Annotated in this window: 16 protein-coding genes; 4 read left to right on the forward strand and 12 right to left on the reverse strand. The window is 71.6% G+C overall.

Annotation, left to right across the window (positions count from 1 at the left end; all coding sequences use genetic code 11):
* Nucleotides 1–338: 338 nt before the first annotated feature.
* Nucleotides 339–2,429: a glycosyltransferase gene (locus NFR49_RS03805; protein ID WP_251158329.1), complete on the reverse strand. Its 2,091-nt coding sequence runs from the start codon at nt 2,427–2,429 to the stop codon at nt 339–341.
* Nucleotides 2,430–2,536: 107 nt separating this feature from the next.
* Here NFR49_RS03805 and NFR49_RS03810 point away from each other — a divergent pair, with 107 nt between their 5' ends.
* Nucleotides 2,537–4,165 carry a DUF2142 domain-containing protein gene (locus NFR49_RS03810; RefSeq protein ID WP_251158330.1) on the forward strand — a complete coding sequence of 543 codons (1,629 nt, stop codon included), beginning with the start codon at nt 2,537–2,539 and terminating at the stop codon, nt 4,163–4,165.
* A gap of 83 nt (nt 4,166–4,248) precedes the next feature.
* Here the strand turns inward: NFR49_RS03810 and NFR49_RS03815 are convergent, their stop codons facing one another.
* The 5 genes from NFR49_RS03815 to NFR49_RS03835 form a co-directional block, all read right to left on the reverse strand.
* Nucleotides 4,249–6,672 carry a glycosyltransferase family 2 protein gene (locus NFR49_RS03815; RefSeq protein WP_251158331.1) on the reverse strand — a complete coding sequence of 808 codons (2,424 nt, stop codon included), beginning with the start codon at nt 6,670–6,672 and terminating at the stop codon, nt 4,249–4,251.
* Between the two features lie 54 nt (nt 6,673–6,726).
* Nucleotides 6,727–7,860: a glycosyltransferase gene (locus NFR49_RS03820; RefSeq protein ID WP_251158332.1), complete on the reverse strand. Its 1,134-nt coding sequence runs from the start codon at nt 7,858–7,860 to the stop codon at nt 6,727–6,729.
* Nucleotides 7,861–7,950: 90 nt separating this feature from the next.
* The gene (locus tag NFR49_RS03825) at nt 7,951–9,672 is read right to left on the reverse strand and encodes an ABC1 kinase family protein (RefSeq protein ID WP_251158333.1); all 1,722 of its coding nucleotides are present in this window, start codon (nt 9,670–9,672) and stop codon (nt 7,951–7,953) included.
* Between the two features lie 6 nt (nt 9,673–9,678).
* Entirely contained in the window at nt 9,679–10,080 is a 402-nt protein-coding gene (locus NFR49_RS03830) for a phasin family protein (RefSeq protein WP_251158334.1), read from the reverse strand.
* 31 nt (nt 10,081–10,111) lie between these two features.
* Nucleotides 10,112–10,813: an HAD family hydrolase gene (locus NFR49_RS03835; RefSeq protein ID WP_251158335.1), complete on the reverse strand. Its 702-nt coding sequence runs from the start codon at nt 10,811–10,813 to the stop codon at nt 10,112–10,114.
* Nucleotides 10,814–10,953: 140 nt separating this feature from the next.
* On the opposite strand from NFR49_RS03835, the gene serC reads away from it, so the two are divergent.
* The 3 genes from serC to NFR49_RS03850 are packed head-to-tail and all read left to right on the forward strand — an operon-like array spanning nt 10,954 to nt 14,559.
* On the forward strand, nt 10,954–12,051 hold the full coding sequence (serC, locus tag NFR49_RS03840) for a 3-phosphoserine/phosphohydroxythreonine transaminase (RefSeq protein ID WP_251158336.1): 1,098 nt from the start codon (nt 10,954–10,956) through the stop codon (nt 12,049–12,051).
* A 58-nt stretch (nt 12,052–12,109) separates the two neighbouring features.
* A complete protein-coding gene (locus tag NFR49_RS03845; RefSeq protein ID WP_251158337.1) occupies nt 12,110–13,273 on the forward strand; it encodes a phosphoglycerate dehydrogenase in 1,164 nt (387 codons plus the stop codon).
* A gap of 8 nt (nt 13,274–13,281) precedes the next feature.
* Complete coding sequence (locus NFR49_RS03850) at nt 13,282–14,559, forward strand: DUF1015 domain-containing protein (protein ID WP_251158338.1); 1,278 nt, start codon at nt 13,282–13,284, stop codon at nt 14,557–14,559.
* Between the two features lie 141 nt (nt 14,560–14,700).
* On the opposite strand, the gene NFR49_RS03855 is transcribed toward NFR49_RS03850, so the two are convergent.
* From NFR49_RS03855 to NFR49_RS03885, 6 genes are all read right to left on the reverse strand, one after another.
* On the reverse strand, nt 14,701–20,247 hold the full coding sequence (locus NFR49_RS03855) for an InlB B-repeat-containing protein (protein WP_251158339.1): 5,547 nt from the start codon (nt 20,245–20,247) through the stop codon (nt 14,701–14,703).
* A 388-nt stretch (nt 20,248–20,635) separates the two neighbouring features.
* Nucleotides 20,636–21,454, reverse strand: a complete 819-nt coding sequence (locus NFR49_RS03860) for a TatD family hydrolase (protein ID WP_275557129.1) — start codon at nt 21,452–21,454, stop codon at nt 20,636–20,638.
* Nucleotides 21,455–21,459: 5 nt separating this feature from the next.
* Entirely contained in the window at nt 21,460–22,221 is a 762-nt protein-coding gene (locus NFR49_RS03870; RefSeq protein WP_251158340.1) for a tRNA threonylcarbamoyladenosine dehydratase, read from the reverse strand.
* Nucleotides 22,218–23,579 (reverse strand): threonine/serine exporter family protein, encoded by a 1,362-nt coding sequence (locus NFR49_RS03875; RefSeq protein ID WP_251158341.1) that lies wholly within the window; start codon nt 23,577–23,579, stop codon nt 22,218–22,220. The genes NFR49_RS03870 and NFR49_RS03875 overlap by 4 nt, the downstream gene beginning before the upstream one ends.
* Nucleotides 23,580–23,684: 105 nt before the next feature.
* On the reverse strand, nt 23,685–26,030 hold the full coding sequence (locus tag NFR49_RS03880; protein WP_275557130.1) for a heavy metal translocating P-type ATPase: 2,346 nt from the start codon (nt 26,028–26,030) through the stop codon (nt 23,685–23,687).
* Nucleotides 26,027–26,362 (reverse strand): ArsR/SmtB family transcription factor, encoded by a 336-nt coding sequence (locus NFR49_RS03885; RefSeq protein ID WP_251158342.1) that lies wholly within the window; start codon nt 26,360–26,362, stop codon nt 26,027–26,029. The genes NFR49_RS03880 and NFR49_RS03885 overlap by 4 nt, the downstream gene beginning before the upstream one ends.
* Nucleotides 26,363–26,461: the final 99 nt, after the last annotated feature.

Raw genomic sequence — 26,461 nt, forward strand, 5'->3', positions numbered from 1 at the left:
CTTTCTCCCGGCACCACCCTAACCCGAACGGGCGGCCGGCGCCGGGCTCGCCGGCGGGGTTAAGCCCCGCTTTAGGAACGGGCGGACGGCGGTGGTGACGCCCCGGGTGCCGCCCAGGGCCCCGCCCCAGATGCCGCCCAAGTCCCCAGCGGCCTTCCCAAAATCGATTCTGGGAAGGTGGGGGGTCGCCGATCGGGCCCCAACCTCTTCCCAGAACCCGTCCCGGGAAGAAAAACCTTCCCAGAACATGTTCCGGGAAGGTACCTCATCATCAGCCGAGAAACCGGCCCTTCCCAAAACCCTTCCTGGGAAGGCGCGGGCCGCACGCGGCCGGCCTCCTAGCCCCTCCCCCGCACCACCCGCCAGAGCGAGGCGACGGAGCCGATGACGGCGGCCGTGCCGGTGCGTCGCGGCTGGGGGGCAGAGGGGTCCCAGTCCACCGTCAGGTGGGGGTAACCCCCGGCGAACGTCATGTTGGGGCTCGAGAAGGGGTCGGGCACGGAGCCCCAGCGGCGGGCGAACCGCGCCGCCTCCTCCCCGGTGCCCACGGTGTAGGGGCCGGCGACGTCGAACACGGGGCCCGGGGCGGTCACGTCGGCCGTGGCGGCGCACACGCAGCAGAGGCCCTCCCCGCGAAGCCGCAGCGAGAGGTCGGCCACGGCCAGCCACGGGTCGTCCCAACCCCCGAGACCGCCCATGCGGGCGAGGAGGTCCCCCCTCATCGCGAACACCTGGGGGCCCACGGCGCCCCACTGGGCCGGGAACTGGGCGAGGGCCAGGTAGCCGCCGCCCATGAACGGCTCGAAGCCGCTGTCCACCACGGTGACGGCGCCGTCCTCCACGGAGAGTCCCACGCTGCCCACCAGGCCGTCGGGCCGGAGCACACGCGGGGCCACGACACCCACGTCGGCACGCTCCAGGTAGCCCGCGAGGGCGTCGACCGTCTCCTCGGGCACCGCGGACACCTCCGGCGCGACCACCAGCAGGCCGTACCCGGTGGCGGCGGAGGCGCCGGCGTCGACGAGAGCGCCGAACGTGGGCTCCCCGCCCTCCGCGGCGACGACCGCCCAGGGCCCCCCGCCCGCCCGTTCGCGCAGCCCGGCTGGTACGGCGAGCGCGACCTCGCCCACGGCCCCCATGGCGGAGAGCTCCCCCGCCAGCGCCCGGGCCCTGGGCAGGCACGCGGCGTCGGCCACCGGGACCACAGCCGAGAGCGTGTGGGACGGGTCGCGGCGGTAGGCCACGTCGTAGACGCAGGGGATCTCGTCGGCCTCCACAGTCGCCTCCACGCCCACCCGCGCAAGGTGGGCCCGGATGGCCCGCGCCCCCGCCTCGATGGCGTAGGGCTTGCCCTCCATGATGCCGCCGTTGGTGGAGCCGGCGTGCTGGCGCCAGTGGTAGAGCACGTGGGGCACGTGGCGCACGGAGCGCGCCACCTCGGCGGCCTTGAAGGTGAGGTCGTAGTCCTGGGCGCCGTCGAGCGAGCCGTCCGAGCGCTCGGTGAGCTCGAGGACGCGCCGCGACACGCAGAGGCAGTGGACCACGTAGTTGAACGTGCAGAGCAGGTCGAGGTTGAGGCCCGGCTTGAAGCGCGGGGCGTGGTAGCCGCCCTCGACAGTCTCGAAGTTGTCCTCGTCGCAGTAGAGCAGGTCGCACCCCGGGTCCTCGGCCACCGCCGCGGCGTAGTGGGCGAGCAGGTGCGGGTCCAAGGTGTCGTCGTGGTCGAGGAAGCAGACGTAGTCCCCCGTGGCCGCGGCGATGCCGGCGTTGGTGTTGCCGGCGATGCCCAGGTTCTCGTCCATGGTCACGACGCGCACCCGCGGGTCGTCCAGGGCCGCGACCGCCTCGGCGAGCGCGGCGTCGCGGGGGCTCGCGTTGACGAGCACGAGCTCCCAGCGGCCGTAGGTCTGGGCGAGCACGGAGGCGACCATCTCGCGGAAGTACGGCACCGGCGTCTCGAAGAGCGGCGCCACCACGCTGAACAGCGGGCCCTCCGCGGGCATGGGGTCGGGGTCGCCCGCGGGATGGCGCGCGAGCCACTCCCCGTACAGGCCGTCGATGGCGGGGTTGACCATGCGGGCGTCGCGCTCGGCGCGGAGGCGCCCCAGCTCCTCGGCGGTGACGGTGCAGAGCGCCGTGCCGTCGCCGCCGAGTAGGGTCAGCTCGCCCCCGTCGGGGGGAGCGGCCACGGAGACGACGGGGCGACCGTCCCGTACCGCGCCCACGACCGTCCCGTCGGCAACGCGCACACCGTCGGACGAGGCGGCCCAGGGACCCGTCGCGCAGGACGGCACGGAGAAGCGGCAGGCCAGGGACGCGCCCCGGTCGAGCACCGCGAGGCACCGCGCCCCGCGTCCGCTGCCAAGGGCGCCCTGCCCGCAGTCGACCGGACCGTTCTTCCCCTCGCGCCCCATTGCCGTCCCCTCCACACCCTGTCCTCACCGAAAGTGCCCTCTCCCTGCGAGAGAAGGGCACCACCTTTAGAATAGCGACCAGCCGAACCAAGCATACAGGCTCCACCTACAGGGGAGGACATGTGACAGAACCGCGACCCACCGACCAGAACGGACGATCCGACGGGTGCCTGACGGCACCCTTTGTCCCCCGATGGGCGATCGCGGGCGCCGTCGCCCTGCTCGCCGCGGCCGCGTTCCTCTTCGTGCTCTTCCACACGAAGTGGGTCGTCGTCGCAGGCGTTGTCGCCGTGGCCGCCTTCGTGCTCGTCACCGTCTTGGGCACACCGCGCCCGGAGGCGGGGCGGCACGCCGCCGAGAGGGGCCTGCCCTCCACCGACCGCGCGTACCTGGCGGCCCTCATCACCCTGGGCCTGGGCTTCTGCATCGTGTTCGGACCGGGGACCGTGCCCGACGAGTCCTACCACTTCTACTGCACCTACAAGTACTCGGACGCCTTGCTCGGCCAGACGGCCACCGACGACACGATCAGCGTGCGCACCGCGGACCGCAACTTCTTCACCGCCCTTCCGGGCGAGACCGTCATGGACCGCGAGTCCTACGAGGACCAGCTGGAGGATTTCGAGATCGTGGCCGCCGAGCAGGGGACGGTCGACGTAGCCGTGCCGTCGCCTTACCCGTGGACCTCCAACCTCCCCCAGGTCAAATGGGCACCGGTGCTCGGCGTCCTCGTCGCACGGCTGCTCAACCTGGGGCCCCTCCCCCTCTTCTACCTCGGACGGCTGTGCAACCTGGCGTACTACATCCTGCTCTGTTGGGCCGCGGTCAGGTTGACCCCCGTCGCCAAAGGCGCCTTTCGGGTCGTCTCCCTGCTTCCCATGAGCCTGCACCTCGCCGCCTCCTACTCCTACGACACCGGCGGTCTCGGGCTCATGCTCCTTCTCACGGCGCTCCTGCTCAAGGCGGTCTTCGACGACGGCCCCCTGGGGCGCCCCATGATGGCCGCCATACCCGTGGCCGCCTTCCTCACCATCCCCTGCAAGGTGATCTACCTGCCGGTCATGGCGCTGGTCTTCTTCATCCCCGCCTCCCGGTTCGAGTCGCGCAGGACCGCGCTCCTCTACAAGGCGGGGTGTCTCGGCGCGGCCGTCGTCGCCCTTGCGGCCCTCCGGCTCGGCTCGATCGTGAGCGCGACCCAGGCCCTGGACGGGGGCGGCGAGAAGGCCCTCGCGGTGCGCGGCGACCAGACCGGCCGGTACTACTCCATCGGCGAGCTTGTGGCCGACCCGGCCATGACGGTGCAGCTCTACGTCGACACGCTCCAGGCGCAGGGCAACTTCTACCTCTACTCCATGTGGGGCGGCAGCCTTGGGTGGTTCCAGCCCCAGCTCGTCGCGCCGCAGGTGTTCGGCTACTGCTTCTACGGCATCCTGTTCGCAAGCGCCTTGAGGTCGCCGGATGACGAGACGGTCGCCCGCCCCCTCCTCCGGGCCGTCTGCCTCGCCGTCTTCGTGATCGTCGTCCTCGCGAGCCTCCTCGCCCTCGCGACGTCGTTCACCTTCGACACCGAGTCGGTCATCCTCGGCGTCCAGGGTCGCTACTTCATCCCGGTGCTCCCCCTGCTCCTCCTCGCCGTACGCGGCCGAAGCGTGGCGTTCACGCGCCCCGCGGCGACCGGGGTGCTGTGCGTCGCGACCTTCCTCGACCTCTGGTACCTCCTCTACCTGTACGGCGCCATCCTGGCCATCTGACCGGCGGACGACACGACGTCACGAGAGAGGGGCCCTCCCGCCGACCGGTGGGAGGGCCCCTCTCTCGTGGGGACCGTCGATGGCTACCCGAGGTTTCGGTAGAGCGTTCCCGGCCGGAAGCTCGGGCTCAGGTACGGGTCGCCGACGGCCCAGTAGGCGGGCCAGCGCTGGATGAGGCGGCCACGCTCACGGTAATGGAGGAGCAGGCGCCGCGTGTTGCCGCCCACGTCGCGGGAGAGCGACTCGTAGTGGAACAGCACCGCCCGGGCGTCGTAGGTGACGAGGTAGCCGGCGTCGCGTACCTTCATGCAGTAGTCCACGTCGTTGTAGTCGGAGGCGAAGCTCTCGTCGAGGCCGCCGACCTTCTCGAAGACGTCGCGCTTGGTGAGCAGGCAGGCCCCCGTCACCGCCGAGAGGTTGTGGGGCGTGTCGTAGATGTTGTAGTAGTCCGTCGTGTTGCCGGGGAGGTCGCGGCCCAGATGATCGGGGCCGCCGCGGTCGATGCCCACGCCGGCATGCTGGATGGTCTTGTCGGGGAACAGCAGCTTCGCCCCCACGACGCCCACCTCGGGCCTCTGGCAGACCCCCATCATGGTGGTCAGCCACCCTCCCTCGATGACCGCGGTGTCGTTGTTGAGCATGAGGAGGTAGTCGCCGCGCGCCTCGGAGAAGCCGTGGTTCACCACCTTGGAGAAGTTGAACTTCCCGCCCGTGTCGACCGTGACCACCCTGACCCTCGGGTCCTCGGCCAGCCTGTCGTAGTAGTCGAACGTGGCCCTCTCGCAAGAGTTGTTCTCCACCACCACGATCTCGTAGTTGGAGTAGATGGTCTTCTCCCTGATGGAGTCGATGCACGCCGACAGCACGTCGACCATGTCCATGTTGGGGATGACGATGGAGACGAGCGGCTCCTCGTCGAAACGGTAGTCCACGTAGTAGTCGTTGCTCCGGGCATGGGCCTGCGCCGTGCCGGCGATGCCCGTGCGGTCGAGGTGGCCCTGGAGCGCGCGGACGCCGGCGACCGAGGTGTAGGACTTGGCGCCCGAGGAGGCCGCCGTGGAGCCCGGGTGGACCCTCCAGTGGTAGAGCACCTTGCGGGCATGGAAGATGTTGCGCGCCCGCTCGGAGGCGAGGAAGGTCATGTTGTAGTCCTGGGCGCCGTCGAACTCGTGGCCGGGGAGCTCGCCGAGCTCCTCGAGGATGGAGCGGCGCACCGTGAGCATGTGGGTCACGTAGTTGAACCCGAGGAGGAGGTCTGGGCTCCAGTCGGGCTTGAAGAACGGGTTGCGGTAGTGCCCCTCCACGAGCTTGTCCTCGTCGCAGTAGAGCAGGTCGGTGTCGGGGTGGGCGTTCACGGCCTCCGCGTAGGAGTAGAGGATGTCGGGCTCGAGGACGTCGTCGTGGTCGAAGAACGCGACGAAGTCGCCGGTGGCCGCCCTTATCCCCTCGTTGGTGTTGAGGGTGATGCCCCGGTTGCCGTCGAGCCGCACCTCCTTGATGCGGTCGTCGTCGGCGACGTAGGAGGCGACGGCCGCCGAGAGGGCCCCGTCCTCCGGGCTGGCGTTCACGAGGATGAGCTCGAAGCGGGGGTAGGTCTGGGCCAGCACGGACTCGACCATCTCGTGGAAGTAGTCGAGCGGCGTCCGGAAGAGGGGGACCACGATGGAGAACACGGGGGTCTCGTTGAAGACCCTCACCCGCTGGACCTCGAGCTCGCGGGCCGACGCCCGGTGGTGCTCCAAGAACCAGTCCTCGTAGCGCGGGTCGCGGTCGGCCGACAGCGTCAGCCCGCGCCACGCCTCCCTCATGCCCTCGAGCATATGGGGCTGGAGGGCCAGGAAGCCGCCCGTCTCGTCGCCGTCGCCGCCACGGGCCCAGAGCACGATGGAGCGCTCGCTGGCCGGAATCGGCACGGAGAACTGGACGGTGCGCTGGACGATGCCGGGATGGTCCGGGTCCTCCACCGAGTCGTCCGACAGGACGGTCCAGGGGTCGAGCTGCACCGGGGTGCCGGCGGGGCCGAGCACGTCGAAGCGCATGGACCCGCCGACGCCGTTCGCGGAGGAGGAGACCCGGGAGACGCTGCCATGGATCAGGCTGTCGCCGTGGACGCCCTTGATGACGTTCATGACCTTGACCGTGGTGGACTCGGCGCGGACGAGGCGGTTGCTGTTGCGGATGGCCAGGGCGACGGGGTTGCGCCGGGCCGTGTTGAACCGCGAGAGCACCTTGGCGACCCTGGGGTCGACGGTCTTGGCGGCCTCCGCGAGCACCGACCCCGCGCCGTCCCGCGCCACCACGCGCACGGCCTGGGGCACCTGGAGCACCGGGACGTTGAGCACGTAGCCGCCGAACCGGTCGAACGGGTAGACGCCGCACGGCAGCGGGGAGCCGTCCGACGTAGCGTTGCTCACGGTCAACGTGACGTCGGCGGGGGCGTCCTCGACGTAGACCATGGTGAACACCATCCCGGAGCCGCGGGTCGTCTCGCCAAACCACATCTTCATATCAGAAATCTTCCTTCCACGGGGCAGGGGCCTCAGAGACGCGTCGAGGGTGCCTCACTCCCCGTCGGGACGGGTGCCCTTCTCGATGTGCCGGTCGCGGACGAACCGGGCCACGCGGCCGCCCAGACCCACGACGCCCCCGCGCTCCTCGAACTGGTAGAGGCTCTCCTGCGCCAGGTAGCGCATGCGGCGCGGGTTGGGCATGAGGGGACGGTGGTCGCCCGTTACCTCCTGGAACCGCCTCTTGCGGCGGGCGCGCAGCTTGGGGTGCCAGTAGACGATGTCGGGGTCCATGCGCGAGAACATCTCGCGCGTCTTGGCCGCCACCACCGGGTTGTCCTCGCCGTCGTCGAACACGGCGCCGTCGGCGTAGTTGAAGCCGCGCAGGTAGTGGGCCTCGAGGATGCCGCGGTCGTCGATGCCGAGGCCCTCGAGGATGTCCAGCATGTCGAGCCAGCGGTCGAAGGGCCGCGCGACGGCCTCGTCGGTCTTGTGGTCGAGGGTGGCGAAGGGCAGGTCGGCCCGGTAGTTGTAGTAGGGCGTGTCCAGGTAGACGATGGAGCGCGCCCGGGCCAGGGTGTCGATGAGGAAGGGGTTGTCGGCCCAGCCGGCACCCGGGTAGGGCCTGAAGCGGATGCCGTTGGCGTCGAGGAACCCCTTGCGGTAGACGGCCGACCACACGGAGGGGTGCCCCTCGATGAGGACGGGCTCGTCGGCCAGCGTGAACGACTCCTTGGAGGTGGCCAGCCTGCCGGCGAGCGAGCCCGGCGCGCTGTGGGCCGTGGCGGGGTCGTCCCACTCGTACCAGTCGGTCCACGGGCACTTCACCACGTCCACCACCTCGTCGAACGAGGCGGCGAAGGCGAGCATGTCGGCGTACATGGTCGAGTCGATCCAGTCGTCGGGCTCGATGATCGACACCCAGCGGCCGGTGGCCATGTCGATGCCGCGGTTGCACGTGGCGCCGTAGCCCTCGTTCTCCTTGGCCACGACGCGCACGCGGCCGTCCTTGGCGGCGTAGGCCTCGAGGATGGCGAGCGAGCCGTCCGTCGACCCGTCGTCCAGGCAGATGACCTCGAGGTCGCGGTGGGTCTGCCCGAGGATGGAGTCGAGGCACTGGGCCAGGTACGTCTCCACGTTGCAGACGGGGACTATGACAGAAACCTTCGAACGGTCGTCTTCGCGCATGGATGGCCTTTCTGTAGGGGCGAGCCTCGTCCATGGTAGCGCGGGGAGGCCGGGGCGCCGGAAAGGGGGCCGCCCGCTACAGCGAATCTCCTACCGCTTGCGCTTGCGGTCGTGCTTGAGGATGTCGTGGACCATGTAGATGGAGAGCGATATGGCCAGCACGTACCCGAGGAAGCCAAGCAGCGGCACGCCCAGGACCGTGAAGCTCGCGCCGGCGAAGTAGATGATGGAGCTGCCCACGAGCAGGCCCGCGATGATGATGCCCAGGGTGAGGCGGTCCGCGATGTGCGAGAGGTCCTCGATGGGGTCCTGGGACCCGGAGAAGTCCAGGTTGAGCTTGAGCTGGCCGCGGGTGAGCATGTCGGTGACGAGCCCCGCCTGCCCCATGGCCTCGAGGGCCCCGTGGAGCGCCTTGTGGCCCTCCAGGGCGAGCGTCCGGGCCTCGCCCCTCGCGAGGGAGCGCAGGTCCTGGCTGTCGCGCACGTGGTTCTCCACGATCTCGATCATGGAGACGCCGGGCAGGAACTCGTCCACCACGCCCTCGAGGGTCACGAGCCCGCGGGCGATCATGGTCATGGCGCCCGGCAGCTCGATGGAGTAGGTGCGCGCCAGCTGGATGAGGTCCGAGAGGAACTGCCCCAGGTTGAGCTCCTCGAGGCTCATGGACCCGTAGGTGTCCACGATGGCGTCGAGCTCGGCGAGGAGCGCGCCATGGTCGATGTCGGCACCGCTCGCTCGGTTCTCGGAGAGCTCCAGGAGCCCCTGCTTGAGCTTGGGCGAGCTGTGCTCGGCCACGGCCGTGAGCATGGAGCGCAGGATGCCGCGGTAGTAGGTGGAGAGGTGCCCGGCCATGCCCCAGTCGATGAACACGATCCTGCGGTCGGCCACCATGATGTTGCCGGGGTGCGGGTCGGCATGGAAGAAGCCGTCGTCGAGCACCTGCTTGGCGTAGTTCTCCACGAGCTTGGTGCCGATCTCCACGAGGTCGTAGCCCTCGGCCTCGATCTCCTTGGGCTTGGAGATGGTGGGGCCGGCCACGTAGTCCATCACGAGCACTTGGGCCGTGCACAGGCGCATGTGGGGCGCGGGCGCCGTGACGTAGCGGACCGAGGCGTTCTCGGCCAGGAACTCCTGGAGGTTGCGCGCCTCCACGAGGAAGTCCGTCTCCTCGTTGAAGCTGTCCCAGAGCTCGCCCACCACGGCCTTGAGGTCGAGGAACTGGTCCCCGCCCATGAACGGCGCCACGTGGCGCACCACGGTGCGCATGATCTCGATGTCCTGGCCCATGACCTCGCGCACGCGGGGGCGCTGGACCTTCACGGCCACGTCCTCGCCGGTCACGAGGGTGGCGCGGTGCACCTGGGCGATGGAGGCGCTGCCGAGGGGCGTCTCGTCGACGTGGGAGAAGACCTCCCCCACCGGGCGGCCGTACTCGTGCTCGAGCACCTCCACCACCGTCCGGTAGCCCATGGGCTCCACGTCGGTGCGGAGCTTCTCGAGCTCGCGGCAGAAGCTCTCGGGGAGGATCTCGGAGCGCATGGAGAGGATCTGGCCGGCCTTCACGAAGGTGGGGCCCAGGTCCTCCAGCATGGACACGAGCTTCTGGGGCGTGAGGCCCCGGAGGATGTCGTAGCGGCGCAGGATGGCGAAGATCTCGCGCAGGCGGCGGTGGCGCGCGCGGGCCGACAGGTCGCCGGTGCCCACCACGCGCTCGCCGAAGAGGCCGATGACGACCTCCTGCGAGCCGGATGCCGAGAGGTCGGCGTCGACCTGCTCGGCATCCGGCGAGATCTTCCTCGAGTCCTCCGCCATGGGTCCTTAGTCCTCGTCGACCTCGATGGCGTCGGCCTCCACGGCCTCTGCGGCGTCGTCGGCGTCGGCCGCGGCCTCGTCGGAGGCCTCGTCGGCCTTGGCCTCGATGTCGTCGGCCATGGAGCGCACGTTGGCCACGAACTCGGCGCGCTGCTCGGGCGTCATGTTCTTGAGGTGGGTCTTGATGAGGTTCTCGGTGGTCTCGTTGACCACGCCGGCGGCCTTCTGGCTGAGCTCCTCGTTCACCACCTTGCCCTGCTGGACGGTGAGCTCGCCCTTCTTGACGAGGTCGTCGACCACCTGGCCGGCCTTCTCGCCGACGATGGCCGCGGCCCCGACGCCCGCCAGGAACACGTTGTGGGCGATGTCGCCCAGGCCCTCGATGGGGTTCTTCTGATCGTCTGCCATGGTCCTCTCCTTATGCCGTCGTGAGACCTGTTCAAAGAAGCGTACCCGTCCCCCGCCCGAGCAAAACGTCGGACAGGGCGGCCACAGAGTCGACGACGCACTGCGCGCCGGCCTCCCAGAGCTCGTCGGCGGTCCCGGCGCCGTAGGCCACGCCCAGGGCCAGGACACCGTTGGCGCGGGCCCCCTCCATGTCGTTCCTGCGGTCCCCCACCATGACGGCCTGGGAGGCGTCGAGGCCCAGCTCCGAGAGGGCCCGGGCCACGAGCCCGGCCTTGGTCACCGGGGAGTCGTCGGGCTTGCCGACCACGCGCTCGAACCGGTCGAGGTAGCCGTGGGCCTCGGCGCCCGCGGAGGCGAGCACGGTCTGCTTGCAGGTGACCACCGCCACCGTGCGGCCCCGGCCGCGCAGGGCGTCGAGGAGCCCCACGATGCCCGGGTAGGGCGCGCAGGCCTCGGGGCCCTGCTCGCGGTAGAGCTCGCGGTAGCGGGCCGTGACCCACACGGCGTCCTCCTCGGTGAGGCCGTAGACCTCGGAGAAGGCGCCGGGGAACGCTGGACCGATGATGCGGTTGACGTCTCCCACCTCCTCCTCGGTGAGGCCGTAGTCCATGAGGGCGCGGCGCCCCGTGGCGCGGATGGACTCGACGGTGTTCGCGAGCGTGCCGTCGAAGTCGAAGAACACCGCGGGGGCCGCGGAGAAGGCCGCGGGGTCGGCGTCGGGAGCGAAGGGCATGGGCGGGGCTCCTTTCAATCTGCCCCAAGCATAGCGCAGCGGCCGCGCCCCCTCGTTACCACCCGGTGTCAGGGCCGGCCGCGCCGCCGGGGCCCGGGCTATGCTCTTAGCGTCTGTCCCGCGACGTTGGGAGATGCCCCATGGTCCGACCGCGCAACTTCTCGGCAGGCCCCGCCCAGATGCCCGAGGAGGTCCTCCTCTCGGCCCAGGCGGAGTTCATGGACTTCGCCGGCACCGGCATGTCCGTGCTCGAGACGAGCCACCGCTCCGCCGCCTACCGGCGCGTCGTCGACGCCGCCGAGGCGTCGCTCCGCGAGGTGCTGGGCGTCCCCGACTCCTACGGCGTGCTCTTCCTGCAGGGCGGCGCCACGCTCGAGTTCGCGGGCATCCCCATGAACCTCATGCGCCGCGGCCGCGCCGGCCACATCGTGAGCGGCCACTTCGCCAAGGTCGCCGCCGAGGAGGCCGCGAGGTACGGCAGCGCCGAGATCCTGGCCACGAGCGAGCCCACGGGGTTCGACCGCATCCCGGACCTCCCGGCGCCCGAGGCCTTCGCGGGCATGGACTACGGCTACATCTGCCAGAACAACACCATCTACGGCACCATGTTCCACGGGCTCCCCGACTGCGGGGGCACGCCGCTCGTGGCGGACGTCTCGTCGTGCTTCCTCTCGTTCCCGCTGGACGTGACGGACTACGGCCTGCTCTTCGCCGGCGCCCAGAAGAACGCCGGCCCCTCGGGCGTGTGCGTGATCGTCGTGGACCGCTCCCTCGTGGAGGCCGGGCCGGCGCTCGGCGTCTGCCCCACCTACCTCGACTACTCCGCGCAGCTGGCCAAGGGCTCCATGCTCAACACCCCCAACACCTTCGGCATCTACCTCTGCGGCAAGGTGTTCGACTGGGTGCGCGGGACGGGCGGCCTCGAGGCCATGGGCGAGCGCAACGCCGAGAAGGCCGCGCTGCTCTACGGCGCCATCGACCGCTCCGACCTCTACCGCGGCTGCGCCGTGCCCTCGTCGCGTTCCGTGGCCAACGTGACCTTCCGCCTCCCCACCCCCGAGCTCGAGCGGGAGTTCGTGGACCGGGCGGCCGGCCAGGGCCTCGTGGGGCTCGCCGGCCACCGCCTCGTGGGGGGCATCCGCGCCTCCATCTACAACGCCGTGGGCATCGACGCCGTCCGCGACCTGGTGGCCTTCATGGAGTCCTTCGAGCTCTCGGTGACCGGGCGATCTTTCTAGCCGGCCGTCCGGGCCGGCGCCCAGCCACCGCACACCGCTCACGAGAGGACCAGACCCCATGCGCACCATCAAGATCATCGACGACATCGTCAAGGACGGCCTGTCCACCATCGCCGAGGGCTACGAGATCGCGCCCGACGCCGAGGGCGCCGACGCCATCCTCATGCGCTCCACCGACATCCACGGCATGGAGGTGCCCGACTCCATCCGCTGCATCGCGCGGGCCGGCGCCGGCGTCAACAACATCCCCCACGAGCGCCTGGCCGAGCAGGGCGTCGTGGTCTTCAACACCCCCGGCGCCAACTCCAACGCCGTGAAGGAGCTCGTGGTGGGCCTGCTGCTCATGGGCTCGCGCGACGTGCTCGGCGGCATGCGCTGGTGCCGCGAGCACGAGGACGACCCAGACGCCTACGCCGAGGCCGAGGCCTCCAAGAAGGCCTTCGTGGGCCGCGAGGTGGCCGGCCGCAGGATCGGCGTCGTGGGTCTCGGCGCCGTGGGCTCCAAGGTGGCCAACGCCTGCGTGGACCTGGGCATGGAGGTGTGCGGTTACGACCCGTACCTCTCCGTTGACCACGCCTGGCAGCTCTCCCGCGACGTCACGCCGGTGGAGGACCTCGACGAGCTCTGCCGCGGCTGCGACTACCTCACGGTGCACGTGCCCCGCAAGGAGGACACCATCGGCATGATCGGCGCCGGGCAGCTCTCCCTGCTCAACCCCGGCGCCGTGGTGCTCAACTACGCCCGGGAGGACGTGGTCGACGAGGACGCCATGGAGGCCGCCCTGGCGTCGGGCCAGGTGCAGCGCTTCTTCACCGACTTCGCCACACCGAGGTCGCTCCACATGCCCCACACCTACGTGACGCCCCACACCGGCGCCGGCACCGTGGAGGCCGAGGCCTCCTGCGCCCGCATGGCCGTGGACGAGCTCGTGGACTACCTGGACAACGGCAACATCACCAACTCCGTCAACTACCCGACGTGCCACATGGGCGTGTGCCGCGGGGCCAGCCGCGTCGCGTGCCTGCACGCCAACGTGCCCAACATGCTCGGCCAGATCACCGCCGTGCTGGCGGACGCCAGCGCCAACGTGCAGCGCATGACCAACGAGAACGCCGGCCGCGCCGCCTACACCATGTTCGACACCGACGAGCACCTGGAGCCGGGCATCATCGAGCGCCTCTCCTCCATCCCCAACATGTGGCGCGTGCGCGTCATCAAATAGGAGCCCCCATGCACATCCATCCCTTCGCTGCCCTTAGGCCTGCGCCCGAGCTGACGGCCCGCACCGCCGCCCTGCCCTACGACGTGGTGGACCTCGAGGAGGCCCGGCGCGCCGTGGAGGCCGAGCCGCTCTCGTTCCTCGGCGTCGACGTCCCCGGCCTCTGGGTGGCAGACGGCGGCGACCCCGACGGCGAGGAGGCCTGCGCCCTGGCCGCCGGGCGCTTTGCCGGCCAGGTGGAGGAGGGCGTGTACCGCCAGGACGACGAGCCCACGTTCTACGTCTACCGCGAGCAGGACGGCGACCGCTCCCAGACCGGCCTCGTGGCCTGCGTGGCCGTGGACGACTTCGTGGCCGGCGCCGTGCGGCGCCACGAGAACACGCGCCGCGAGAAAGAGCTGGGGCGCGTGCGCCACATCCGGGCGCTCTCGGCCCAGACGGGGCCCGTGTTCCTCGCCTACCGCGCCGACGCCCAGGGGGCCGGCCGCGTGGCCGCCGCCGTGGAGACCGTGTGCGCGGGCGAGCCGCTCTACGACTTCACCGACGCCCAGGGCGTGCGCAACACCGTGTGGCGCGTGGACGACCGGCACCTGCGCGGCGAGCTCGCCGACGCCGCCTCCGAGATCCCGGGGGCCTACATCGCCGACGGCCACCACCGCGCCGCCTCGGCCGTGCGGGTGGCCATGGAGCGGCGCGAGAGCTCCGGCGCCATGGCCGGCCGCGACGCCCCCGCCGGCAGCGAGGCGGCCTCCGACACCGTCATGGCCGTGCTGTTCCCGGCGGACGAGCTCGAGCTCCTCGCCTACAACCGCGTGGTGGCCGACCGCGCCGGCCTGGGCGCCGAGGAGCTCGTGGGCGCCGTGGGGGCGGCCGGCTTCGAAGTGGCGCCCGTGGACGCCGCCGACGCCGCGCCCACGGCGCCGGGCACCTTCGGTATGTGTTGCGGCGGGACCTGGTACCGGCTGACGCCCTCCGCGGCCCTCGCGGCCGAGACCGCCGCGGCCGACGCCGCCGACGCGCTCGACGTGGCCGTGCTGCAGGACCGCGTGCTGGGCCCGGTGCTCGGCATCGCCGACCCGCGCCAGGACCCCCGCCTGGACTTCGTGGGCGGCAACCGCGGCACCGAGGAGCTGGGGCGCCTGGCCGGCGAGGGGGGCGTGGCCTTCGCCTGCCACCCCACCTCCATGGACGAGCTCATGGCCGTGGCCGACGAGGGCCGCCTCATGCCGCCCAAGTCCACCTGGTTCGAGCCCAAGCTGAGAAGCGGGCTGTTCTTCCACCGGATCTAGCCACCCGCGGCGCGCCTGTCGAGGGACAGGGGCGCCGTCGCCACGGCCGGGCGTTCCCGGTGCCACACGGAAAGAGGGGGCGGGGCCGACGAAGACGGCCCCGCCCCCTCTCGTCCGGTCGGGGGATGGGATGCCCTACGCCTACGCGTGCCTGCGCCTCCACACCCTCGCAAGCATCACGGCCACGACCGCCGCGGCCACCGTCAGGGCCGCGTGGAGCGCGGGCTCGTCGGCCATGCGCCCGAGCAGGCCGAACCTCCCGTTCACCGGGTAGAGGACCGACGCCGAGGCGGAGGCACCCGTTCCCGGGAGCCTCGCCGAGGAGAGCCGGATCAACACGTCGGCGGCGCCGTCGGACCCGTCGGGGATGGCGGAGCCACCCTCGCCGGTCGCCGTGGCGGACACGCTGTTGACGATCTTGCCGGGGGCCGAGGGCTCGCGGATCGTGGCCCGGTAGGTGAGGGTCGCGTTCTCGCCGCCGGCGAGGTCGCCCACCGGGACGCGCAGCGTGTTGGACGCGGCGTCGAACTCCACGTCCCCCATGGAGAGCCTCCGCACCGTGCCGTCGGGGAGCGTGAGCTCCAGCGAGGAGGTGTCGAGAGCGAGGCCGTCGCTCATCACGTCCACCAGCACGGCGCCGTGACCCATGCTCGGGTCCTTCCGGTTGGAGAGCACCACCGTGTAGCCCACGGTGTCGCCGAGGTACCAGTCGTCCTCGCGGCTGAGGTTCTCGGCGGTCTTCTCCAGGGCGAGCTCCGGGTCGGCGTAGATCACGGCGTGCTCGCTGTCACCCGGTGCCGGGTAGGCCGGCGCGGAGTCCGTGCCGCCCTCCGGGACGGGGTCGGTCCAGGGGGCGCCCGGCACGACGGTGTCGTCGGGGCCCACCAGCACGTTGGTGCCCGTGGCCACGTTGGGGATCGAGAGGCCGTGGGCCGCGGGCGAGACCGTGGCCTCGAAGGTCAGCCGCGCCCTCTCCCCCGCCATGAGCGTCCCGCACGCCACCTTGACGGTGCGGGTCGCCGCGTCGTAGGCCTCGGGCGCCACCGCCACCGGCTCGCCGCCCTTGACGGAGAGCCTGATGGTGGCCGTGTCGACCTCCACTCCCTCGGGCAGCGTGTCGCTGATGATGCCGTTCTCGATGGCGGAGTCGGCCTTGTCCGTGACCATCTCCACCGCATAGGAGACGCGGTCGCCCACGCGCGTGACGGGCGCCGAGGGGTCGGTGAGGTTCTCGGCGGACTTGGTGACCGAGATGTCCGGCGACGCCCAGTGGACGGCGCCGTCGTCGGGGAGCTCCACGTCCGCGGTGACACCGCCGGCGGGGCCGGCCGGCACGGCGGGCAGCTCGGGGCCGTCGGGGTGATCGGGGTCCTCCGGGGTGCGGGTGCCGTCGGTGGTGCCGAGGACGCTGGCGCTGTTGGCGACGGGCGTCCCGAGCGGCACGCCCGCAAGGGCGTCGGCGGTGAGGGTGGCGTCGAACACGAGGGTCCTCGCGGTGCCCGGGGCCACGTCGCCCAGCGTGTAGGTGACGCGGCGGGTCGCGGCGTCGTAGGCGCTGTCGGGCACCGCCAGGGCCGTCCCCGCGCCGAGGTCGGAGAGGTCGCGCACGATGAGCCTCATGGTGCCCGCCTGGGGCACCACGCCCTGGGGCAGCGGGTCGGAGACCGTCACGCCCTCCCAGTTGGCCAGGCGGTTGTTCTGAGCCGTTATGTAGTAGCGCACGGTGTCGCCCACGCGGTTGACGCCGCGCGGGTGCGTGAGGTTGCGCAGGACCTTGGTGATGAAGGTGTCGCCGGTCCCGTCGGGGTCGACGGTGGGGTCGTGGGCCGGGGTGCTGCCGGGGTCGGCGGGGTCCACCGGCTCTGCATCCGGGTCCACGGGGCGGTCGGGGTCGTCAGGGTCACCCGGGTCGTCGGGGCCGTCCTCGGGCGTACTCGAAGGCTCGCCCTTCTCGGCGGCGGCGCCGAACACCGGGTACACCGTGGTGTAGCCCTCGGGCAGCGTGTCGTTGGACGTGACGAGCACGGACGCCTCCGGCGAGGTGCTCCAGCCCAGGAACGGGCGCCCGGTCCTCTCGGCGATCGACCGCGCCCAGGCGGTGGCCTCGTCGTCGTTGAGGGACGCCAGGGTGGAGAGCACCTTGGAGCCCGGCTGCGTGCCGTTGTAGACGAACGCCGCGACGCCGTCCGCATGCTCCTTCACCTTGAGGCCGGAACCCGTACGGACCCTCTCGACCACCACCTTGACGGTGGCGTCGGCCTGGAGGTCCTCAAGGACGACCTCGCCGGCACCCGCCAGGTCGGGACGGCTCTCGCCGTTCACGAAGACGCCGGTGACGGCGTAGCCCTCGGGAACGTCCCAGGACACCGGGTAGCTGGAGCCCTTGGCGAGGGCGCTGGCGCTCGCGGTGATGGAGCCCGGCCCCTCGCTCACGATCGAGGTCAAGACGCGGCAGGTGGTGCCGTCGTGCTCCTCGGGGTCGGTGGTGACGGCGTCCGCCCTCACAAAGGTGGCGTGGACGGTGTGATCGCGGTCGACCCCGTAGAACGGGTACGAGCCGGCGTCGTCGATGACGGGGTCCTCCCGCGGCCCCTCCTCCCCGCCCCCGGCGGGATCTCCCCCGTCGTCGGCCGCCGCCATGAGGCGGGCCGGCGAGGCCATGCGGAGCAGGGAGCGCAGCAGGCCCTGGCTCTGCGGGACGTCGGTCTCCTTGGTAGTCAGGCGGTCGGCCAGCGAGCGCTCGGGGTAGAAGGAGCGCGCCCGGTCGATAGTGACGCCCTGGAGCACCCAGCCGTCGGCCGGCTCCCACGTCACGGGGTAGTCGCCGCCGCGTCGCACGATGGCGGAGGGGCTGATGGTGCCCCGGCCCGTCACCCCCGTGTCGATGCGTACCTGCTCGCCCTCGGGGAGGGTGACGTTGCCGGCCTGGTCCTTGGGCGTGAGGCGCACCTCCACCGTGCAGTCCTTGGAGCCCTCGGGCAGACGCACGGTCACCGACCCGTCGTCGTTCACCGTGACCTCCTCGGGCGTGACGGGGTTGCCGTCGGCGTCGGTGACGACGACGTTCTCCCTCCTGATGTCGTAGGACGAGGCGAACTCCTCGGCGATGGACGCCGTGACCTCGACCCCCTCGCCGTCGGCCACCGTGACGGAGGGGCTGATGGTGCCGGGGCCGCCGGTCAGGCGCGTGGAGACGCGGTGCTCGCCCGTGGACGCCGGGGAGCCCTTGGGCCTGAGCCTGACCTCCACGTCGTGGTCGCGATCGACCTGCGAGAAGGTCACGGACGTGGCGCCGCGGGCCACGAGGTCGGGGCGCTCGACGCCGTCCACGTAGACGGCCTCCACCTCGCGGTCGGGGTCGACCGCCCAGTCCACCCGGTAGCCGACGGCCTCGTCGCCGCCCGTGGGCACGTTGGTCGACTTGGTGATGGTCGAGCTGCCGGCGTCGCCGGTGAGCCTGGTGGTCACCTGGGCGTAGGCCGGGGTCTCGACCTCGGCCGAGAGGTACTCCACCACCACGTGGTGGTCGTCCCCGAGGGCTCCGAGGTCGAGCGTGCCGCCCTCGTAGGCGGAGGGGGCGAGCAGCTCGTCGTCCAGCCACACCGACCCGATCGAGCCGCCCGCGGGGGCCTTGAGGGAGACGGAGAGCCGAGTACCGGTGTCGTAGGTGTGCGCCTGGTCGTCCACCGGCACGGGGTCGGCGCCGTCGACCTGGATGCCCGTGGTGCCGTTGCCCTTCTGGCTCACCATCACGCCCCAAGTCTTGACCCATTTGGCGTAGGCGTGGAGGGGCTCCTTGGGATCGGAGCCGGAGGGCGGGTAGGTGCCGTCGGCCACGACGCGCGTGCCGGTGGCGGCACTGTCGAGGTACCAGCCGTCGAAGCGGTAGCCGTCACGCACCGGGTCGTCGGGGTAGCTGGCGATGATGTGGTTGTTGGTGAAGAGCGACTGCGCCTCGTCGTCCTCGGACTCGGGATCGGAGGCGCCGTCCTCGTTGCGATGGAAGTGCGCGCGGCGCTCCAGCACCTGGATGGGCACCACGGTGTCGCCGCTCACGTTGCCGGCCCAGTCCACGGCGTAGACGTGCGCGTAGTACTGGGTGTCGAGCGAGAGGTTCTGGGCCGAGGTGTAGGTCACGGTGTCGGTGGCGTTGCTGGCCGGCACGATCTGGGAGGTCACCACCTGGGACCTGGTCACCGCCACGGGGGTGGGGTCGGTGTCCACCGAGCGCACCCAGTAGCCGCGGAGGCCAGAGAGGGCCGTCTGCACGAGGGACGCGGTCTCGTCGGGGGCGTCGTCGAAGGTCTCGGGGTCGCTCCAGAGCTCCACGTACTCGGGGGCGTTCTGCAGGGCGGCCTGGGGAATGCCCTGGATCTTGTAGGCGAACTGCGTTCCGGCGTCCACGGAGCCGCGGAGGTTGAGCGTGGCCGAGTAGTTCTTGCCGTCCCGGGTGAGCGTCACCCGGCGCAGGGACGCGGTGGCCTCGGAGGGGGCATCCTCGTCGGCGAAGGAGAGGTCGGAGCCCGAGGTGTAGCGCGACCCCTGGGCGATGTAGAGCAGGGTGTTGGCGAAGACCTTGGCCTCGTCCACGGTGGCCTGGCCGTTGGAGTGGCCGGTCTGGATCATGGCGTTGGAGCCGTTGGTGACGAGGTAGTAGTTGTCGGTGCCGTTTCCCTGGGTGAAGCGGATGCCCTGTACGTTGCCGGAGGCGTCGCTCATCTGCATCCACACGCGGGCGTTGGAGCCCGGCTTCACGCTCTGGCCCAGGACGTGGGTGGTGGGGATGGTGAGGGTCTGGCCGTTGAGGTCCCACGGGCGCGAGGTGAGAAAGCCCGTGTCGACGACCTTGCAGTGGTTGAGGACGTAGGTGGTCCCCCCTTGGCCGGGGAAGATGTCCAGGAAGTCCTCTTTGGCGAAGCGGTTGAAGTACGGGTGGTGGAGGGCCTTGGAGGTCATGTCGGCGTAGGGGTCGGCCGTGGACGAGGCGGAGCCGGTCACCGTGTCGTGGCCGAACATGAGGCCGCCGCCGTGGCGGGCGAACTCCACCGTGGCGTCGCGGGAGGCGGCGACGAGGTCCTTGCTGTCGTTGGCGTCGTAGGTGCCGAACATGATGACGTCGTACCTGTACTGCTGGATGCTGTTTCCCTGGGCGTCCTGGACGGTCTCCATGAGGTGGCCGTTGGGGTTGGCGTTGTACTCGTCCAAGGTGATGGCCGTGATGTCCATGAGGCCGCGACCCACCGTCGTCGCCTCTCCCGTGGCGGGGTCGGTGGTCGCCATGTTCATCCAGTTGGTGAGGTAGGCCTTGGAGGCCGCGTTGGGCGCCACGTTGAGCACGCGGATCTTGTTGGAGTCGTTGTAGGCGCTCCGAGACTCCCAGGCGCTCCAGGTGTCGGAGCTCGTGGCCTTCTTGGACTGCCAGATGACGTACTTGTAGGGGCGGCCCGGGTCGGCGATGCCCTCGCCGGGGCGCAGCGGGTTCTCGAAGGGGAAGGACCACCGCAGGTCCTGGACCAGCTGCTTGTCGGATGCCACGGTCACCTTGCCCGTGACCTTGATGTGCCCCTCCTCGAAGGAGAGGTCGTCCGCCGCCACCGCCCGCTGCGGGACGGCGGGAACCAGCGAGAGCGTCATCACAAACGAGAGGACCCACGCAAAGACCTTGGAGCCCGCACCCTTCCGCCTCATGTCTACCCCCATAGCCGCGTTTACCCTGTATGTAGAGTTTTATTTCAGGATACCTAAAGCAGACTATATACTCACTGAATTTAAAGGGCAATGAAGCGGCCACCGGGCACGGAGCACGGGGCTGGGGCGCGGCGCAGGCCCACACCTCCCCTCGGCCCCTCCTCCTCGAGCCCCCTCTCCACCCCCTCTCCCCACCTGAACGCGGTTGAGGGCGCCCCCGCCCCCACCTGAACGCAGCTGTGGGCGGAAATCGCCTCCCTGAACGCGGTTGGGGGCGCATCAGAGGCCGGGTCGGCCTTCGAGGTCGCCCCCAACCGCGTTCAGGTGTGAAGAAGGGACCCACGGCGGCGAGGGGGGGCTCGACGGCCGACGTCGGCGACCTATGGGATCAGCGGGAGAGGAGCTCCCGGGAGGCGCGGCGGACGGCGTCGGCGAGGGCCTCCGGCTCCATCCCCTTGAGGGCGGCGACGGTGACCAGGGCCCCGTCCAGGGCCGAGAGCCCCGCCCCGGCGTCCCAGGGGGTGCCCGGGCGCTCGGGGAGGTCCGTCTCCAACAGCAGGCGGCCCACCGGTATCTGGCGGGCGTACTCGCGGCCGCGCCGGGACCGCAGCATGGACGGGCCCACGGAGAAGAGGCAACCGGCGCCCCGGGCGCGGGCAAGCTCCTCAGACGTGCCGGAGAACCAGTGGAACACGCAGGCGCAGTCGGCCAGACGGCCGCTCTCCCCGAGGATGTCGAGCACCTCCCCCGCCGCACCCACGCTGTGGATGGAGAGCACCGACCCGGGCGCCACGGCGTCGCACATGCGCCGGAAGGCCGCGACCTGGGCGTCGAACGCCTGCCGGTGGGCCCGCCCGCGGTCCAGACCCACCTCGCCGACGAGGCGGCAGCCGCCGGCGAGCTCGCAGAACCGCTCCACGCGCCGCCCGGCCTCGGCACCCTCCCCCAGGTACCACGGGTGCAGCCCGAGGGCCGGGACCATCCCGGGGCCGCCGCCCACCCGCGCGGCCCCCTTGGCCGGCGCACGGCCCGCGTCCGCCAGCGCGGCCGCCAGCCCCTCGTAGCCCGCCGGCTCCACGGTGCACCCCAGCGCCCCGCCGCCGGCGGCGGCGAACGACGCCGAGCAGGCCCGCGGGTCCGAGAACCAGTCGCCGTGCAGGTGCATGTCGAACGGCGCCAGGCAGGCGCCCGCCGCGTCGGCACCCACGGCTGTCACTCCCCCACGCCGGTGAGGTCGCGGATCACCTTGCCGGCCATGGCCAGTCCCATGGCCGGCGGCATGAACGACGCGGTGCCCAGGTTGGTGCGCTCGGCGCGGCCCGTGCCCGGCTCCATGGCCACCGGCACGGCGTGCTCGTCCGAGAACACCACCGTGAGGTCGCGGATGCCGCGCTTGCGGCACTCCTTGCGCACCACGCGGCAGATGGGGTCGTTGACGGTGTCCCAGATGCTCGCGACCCTGATGCGCTCGGGGTGCACCTTGTTGGCGCCGCCCATGGCGCTCACCAGCGGGATGCCGCGCTCCTGGGCGAGCCCGGCCAGGGCCAGCTTCACGGCGATGGAGTCCACGGCGTCGCAGAGGTAGTCCACGGGGCCCATCTCGTCCAGGAGGCCCGCCACCTCGTCGGACAGCACGAACCTGCGGAACGTGTCCACCCGGGCCGCGGGGTTCACCTGCGAGGCAATGGCCGCCATGACATCCACCTTGGGCAGACCCACCGTGTCGAGGAACGCCACGGCCTGCCGGTTGATGTTGGACGGCGTCACGGTGTCGCCGTCCACGAAGGCCAGGTTGCCCACGGCGCCGCGGGCCAGGGCCTCGGCGCAGGCGGAGCCCACGCCGCCGATGCCCACCACGGCCACGCGGGCGCCGGCCAGCCGGGCCATGGCGTCGTCGCCGAAGAGCCGGAACAGCCGCTGGCGGGGGTCGTCCTCGCCCATGGGCCGCACCGCGGGCGCGGTCGGCGCGGTCACGAGACCCTCCTCCACCGCGGGTCGGTGATGACCCGGGCGGCGATGAGGCCGATGGGCAGGAACACCACGATCATGGAGGCCCTGATGAGCCAGTCGACGGCATCGGTGGGTTGGAACGTGCCCATGTAGTAGACGGCCCGGTACATGTAGAGGCCGGGCACCATGATCACGATGGAGGGCACGGTGACGGCGGTGCGCGGGATGGAGGTGCGCGCCTTGCACGCGGCGGCGAGGAGCCCCGCCACGAAGGCGCCGGCCAGGGCCGCGGCCTCGGGGGGCACGGAGCAGAACCCCGTCAGCGACAGGCGCAGCGTGTTGGCCACAGCCCCGATGGACGCCGCGGCGGCGCACATCCGCGGCGTGGAGTTGAACATCACCGAGAAGCCGTAGACGCCCACGAACGAGAAGAGCGCCCGGAGCGCGGTGAGCGGCACGGGGCCGAGGCCCAAAGGCGCGAAGTCGTCGGGGTAGAGCTGCACGCCCGTGGCCACGAGCCAGCCCACGGCGGTGCCGGTGAGGATGACGCTGAGGGCGTAGGCCAGCCGCTCGATGCCGCTTCGCATCTCCGACTGGAAGAGGTCGAACCCGCTCGTGATGAGGGGGAAGCCCGGGATGACGAAGAGCATGGCGCCGATGTAGCCCGCCTCATGGCTCATGGCGTCCGGCACCCAGGGCGACATGGCCATGAGGGAGAGGAGGTAGGCCACACAGGCCACGGCCACGCCGCAGGCCACGGCCACGAACTGGTTGATGCGGCGACCCGCCACCGCGCGGCGGGCGAACTGCCCGAACCCGGCGCCGAGGGCGGCGCCGACCATCTCTATGGGGCCGCCGCCCAGGAGGAAGACGAAGGACCCGCAGGCGAGGCCCGAGGCGAGGCCGCTCTGCCACGGGCGGTAGCGCTGGCCCTTGGACTCCACGACGTCAAGCAGGTCGTGGAAGGCGCCCACCGAGATCTCCCGGCCCAGGGCCTCGACCTCGTGGAGGTAGTGCTCGAGGAGCATGACGCGCTCGGTGTTGACGCCGGCCGTGGGGTTGGCCACCACCTCGGTGATGGACCGGGAGCCCTCGATGCAGGTGGCCTCGATGTTGACGAGCGAGATGTCCGCATGCACCGTGACGCCGAGGACGTGGGCCACGCGGTTCATGAAGTCGCGGACCCGCCAGGCGGAGTCGCCGGCCGAGAGGGCCAGCTGGCCGGTGCGCATGATGACCGAGACCTTGTCGGCCAGCGGCGCGTCCACGGCGGGGAGGTCCGGCTCGTTGAGGGACTCATGCCAGGGCACCCGCATGTGGTGCGGACCCGACACGTCGAGATAGGTGGAGAGGTTCCGGTTCCCTTGCGCAGGCTCTGGCACGGCGGCTCTTTCCTGACGGCTGCAGACACGGCAACCAGCCTAGCACCGGCACCCGCCGCCGGGTGCCGGTGCCGGAGGAAACGCCCCGCGCGCGGGACGGCGCCTTTAGAAGCGCGTCTCCCAGGGGGTCATGAGGCGCATGCCGTTGAGGACGACGATGAGGGCCACACCCGTGTCGGCGAAGATGGCCGCGCCCATGCCAGCCACGCCGAGCACCGCGAGCACCAGCACCGCGACCTTGACGGCGATGGCGAAGACGATGTTCTCGCGCACCACCGCCATGCAGCGGCGGGACAGGAAGAAGAACGACGGCAGGCGCTCGAGGTCGCCGGAGAGAAGCGCGACGTCGGCCACCTCGAGGGCGGTGTCGCTGGCGGCGGCTCCCATGGTGACGCCGAGGTCGGCAGCGGCGAGGGCCGGAGCGTCGTTGATGCCGTCGCCCACCATGGCCACCGTCCGGCCCTGGGAGCGGAGCGCCTCCACGCGGGCCACCTTGTCGTCGGGGAGCAGCTCGGCCGCCACCTCCGCGACGCCCACGCGCCCCGCCACCACGGCGGCCACCCGGGCGTTGTCGCCCGTGAGCATCACGGTGTCGCGGATGCCCATGGCGTGGAGCCGGGAGACGGCCTCGGGGGTGGTGGCGCGCACGGAGTCGGCCACGGCCACCACGCCGGCGACGCGGCCGTCCACCACGACCACGAGGGCCGTGGCCCCCGATGCGGCGGCGTCGTCCACGGCCCGCCCGGCGTCCCCGTCGAGCCCCGCCGCGGTGCGGGCGAAGTCCGGCTTGCCCACGAGCACGGCGGCGCCGTCCACGGTGCCGGTCATGCCGTTGCCCGCCGTCTCGCGGACGTCCTCGGCAGCGAGGGCGGGGGTGCCGGACCCCTCGGCAGCCGCGCGGACGGCAGCGGCCAGGGGGTGGGTGGACTCGCGCTCCAGGGCGGCGGCCAGGGCGAGCACGCGCTCGCGGGAGAGACCGCCGAGGGGCGTGACCGAGACCACCTCGGGCGTGCCGGCGGTGAGGGTGCCGGTCTTGTCGAATGCCACGGCGTCCACCTTGGAGCCGATGTCGAAGTACGCCCCGCCCTTCACGAGCACGCCCATGCGGGCCGCACGGGAGATGGCCGAGACGAACGAGACCGGCGTGGAGATCACGAGGGCGCAGGGGCAGGCGATGACGAGCAGCGTGAGGGCGCGCCAGACCCAGGCGCCCCAGTCGGGCGCCGCCCCGAGGCCGAGGGCCCCCACGAGGGTGAGGCAGAGCGGCACGCCGATGCCCACGGCCGCCGCCACGGCCACCACGGCCGGGGTGTAGACGGCGGCGAAGCGGTCGACGAAGGCCTCGTAGGGCGCCTTCTGCGCCTGGGCCCCCTGCACCATGGAGACGATGCGGGCCAGGGTGCCGCTGTCGGCGCGGCTCGTGACGCGCACGGTGACCGGCGCCACCGTGTTGAGCGAGCCGCCGTACACCTGGGCGCCCGCCCCCTTGTCCTGGGGCACGGACTCGCCGGTGACGGGCGCCTCGTCGAAGCTGGAGTCACCGGCCACCAGCGTGCCGTCGAGGGGCACGCGCTCGCCGGGGAGCACGCGCACCTCCCAGCCCACCTCGACGTCGGCCAGGGGCTCGTCGGCGACGGAGCCGTCGGCGCGCACCACGTGGGCGGTCTCGGGGGCGAGCTCCATGAGGCCCTCCACCGAGCCGCGGCTGCGGCGCATGGACCAGCCCTCGAGCCACTCGCCCACCTGGTCGAGGAAGATGACGATGGCGGCGTCGCGGAAGGTGTCCACCTCCAGGTGGCCGCCGAGGGCCTCCACGAGGCCCATGACCAGGGCGCCCACGACGGCGATGGACATGAGCACGTTCATGTCGGCCTTCCGGCGCCCGAGGGACGCGGCGGCGAGCGGGAGGATGAACGCGAGGCCGGCCAGGGCGGCCGCGGTGTAGAGCCAGGCCGTGGCGAGGCCGCCGACGGTGGCCTCGGCCACGACGCCGGCGACGATGAGGGCGGCGGAGGCGCCGAGGAGCACGGCGGCGCGGTGCCCGGCGAACCACCCGCGGCGGGCGTCGAGGCGCTCGAGCTGCTCGTCGGTGAGCTCGAGGTCCTCCCCGCACGAGCGCACGGCGTCCAGGACCGCGCGCTCCACGGCGGCGGGCTCGGTCCCGGCCGCGGAGACCACAGAGAGGGTGGCCGTGGCATAGGTGAGACTCGCGTCGGCGACCTCGGGCAGGCCCCTCACGGCCTCCTCGACGGCGCGGGCGCAGTTGGGGCAGTCGAGGTCGGCCACCCTGAACGTGAGGTCCGGGGCGCCGGAGAGCCCGTGGGCCGGGGCGGCGTCGCCGTGGGCGTGGTCGTCGCAGCCGCAGCCGCAGTGGCCGTCGTGGCCGTGGGCGTCGTGGCCGTGGGCGTCGCAGCCGCAGTGGTCGTGGTCGTGGCGGTCGTGCCCGCTCATGAGAGCTCCTCCCCCGCGTGCTCGAGGCCCACGCGGATGAGCGTGGCCACGTGGCCGTCGGCCAGGGAGTAGATCGAGCGCTGCCCCTCGCGGCGCTGGGCCACGAGCCCGCGGTCGCGCAGGAGGCGCAGCTGGTGCGAGATGGCCGACTGCGACACCGGGCAGATCTCCTGGAGCTCGGAGACCGAGCGCTCGGCCGTCATGAGCGCCCCGAGGATCTGGAAGCGCGTGTAGTCGGACAGGGCGTCGAAGATCTGCGTCGCCCCGTAGATGGCGTCCTCGTCGGCGAGGAACGCGTCGGTCCTCTCGGTGGACGGTCCGTCGGTGCCCATGGGCCCCTCCCTCCGCCGCCGTCACGGGCGGCCTCTCCGTAATTCATGAGCACTTGCTCATATGTTCATCAGCAGTATACCTCACGGGTCCCCGCGGGC

Source organism: Caniella muris (assembly GCF_943193035.1).
In the GTDB taxonomy this organism is placed as follows: Bacteria; Actinomycetota; Coriobacteriia; order Coriobacteriales; family Atopobiaceae; genus Granulimonas; species Granulimonas faecalis.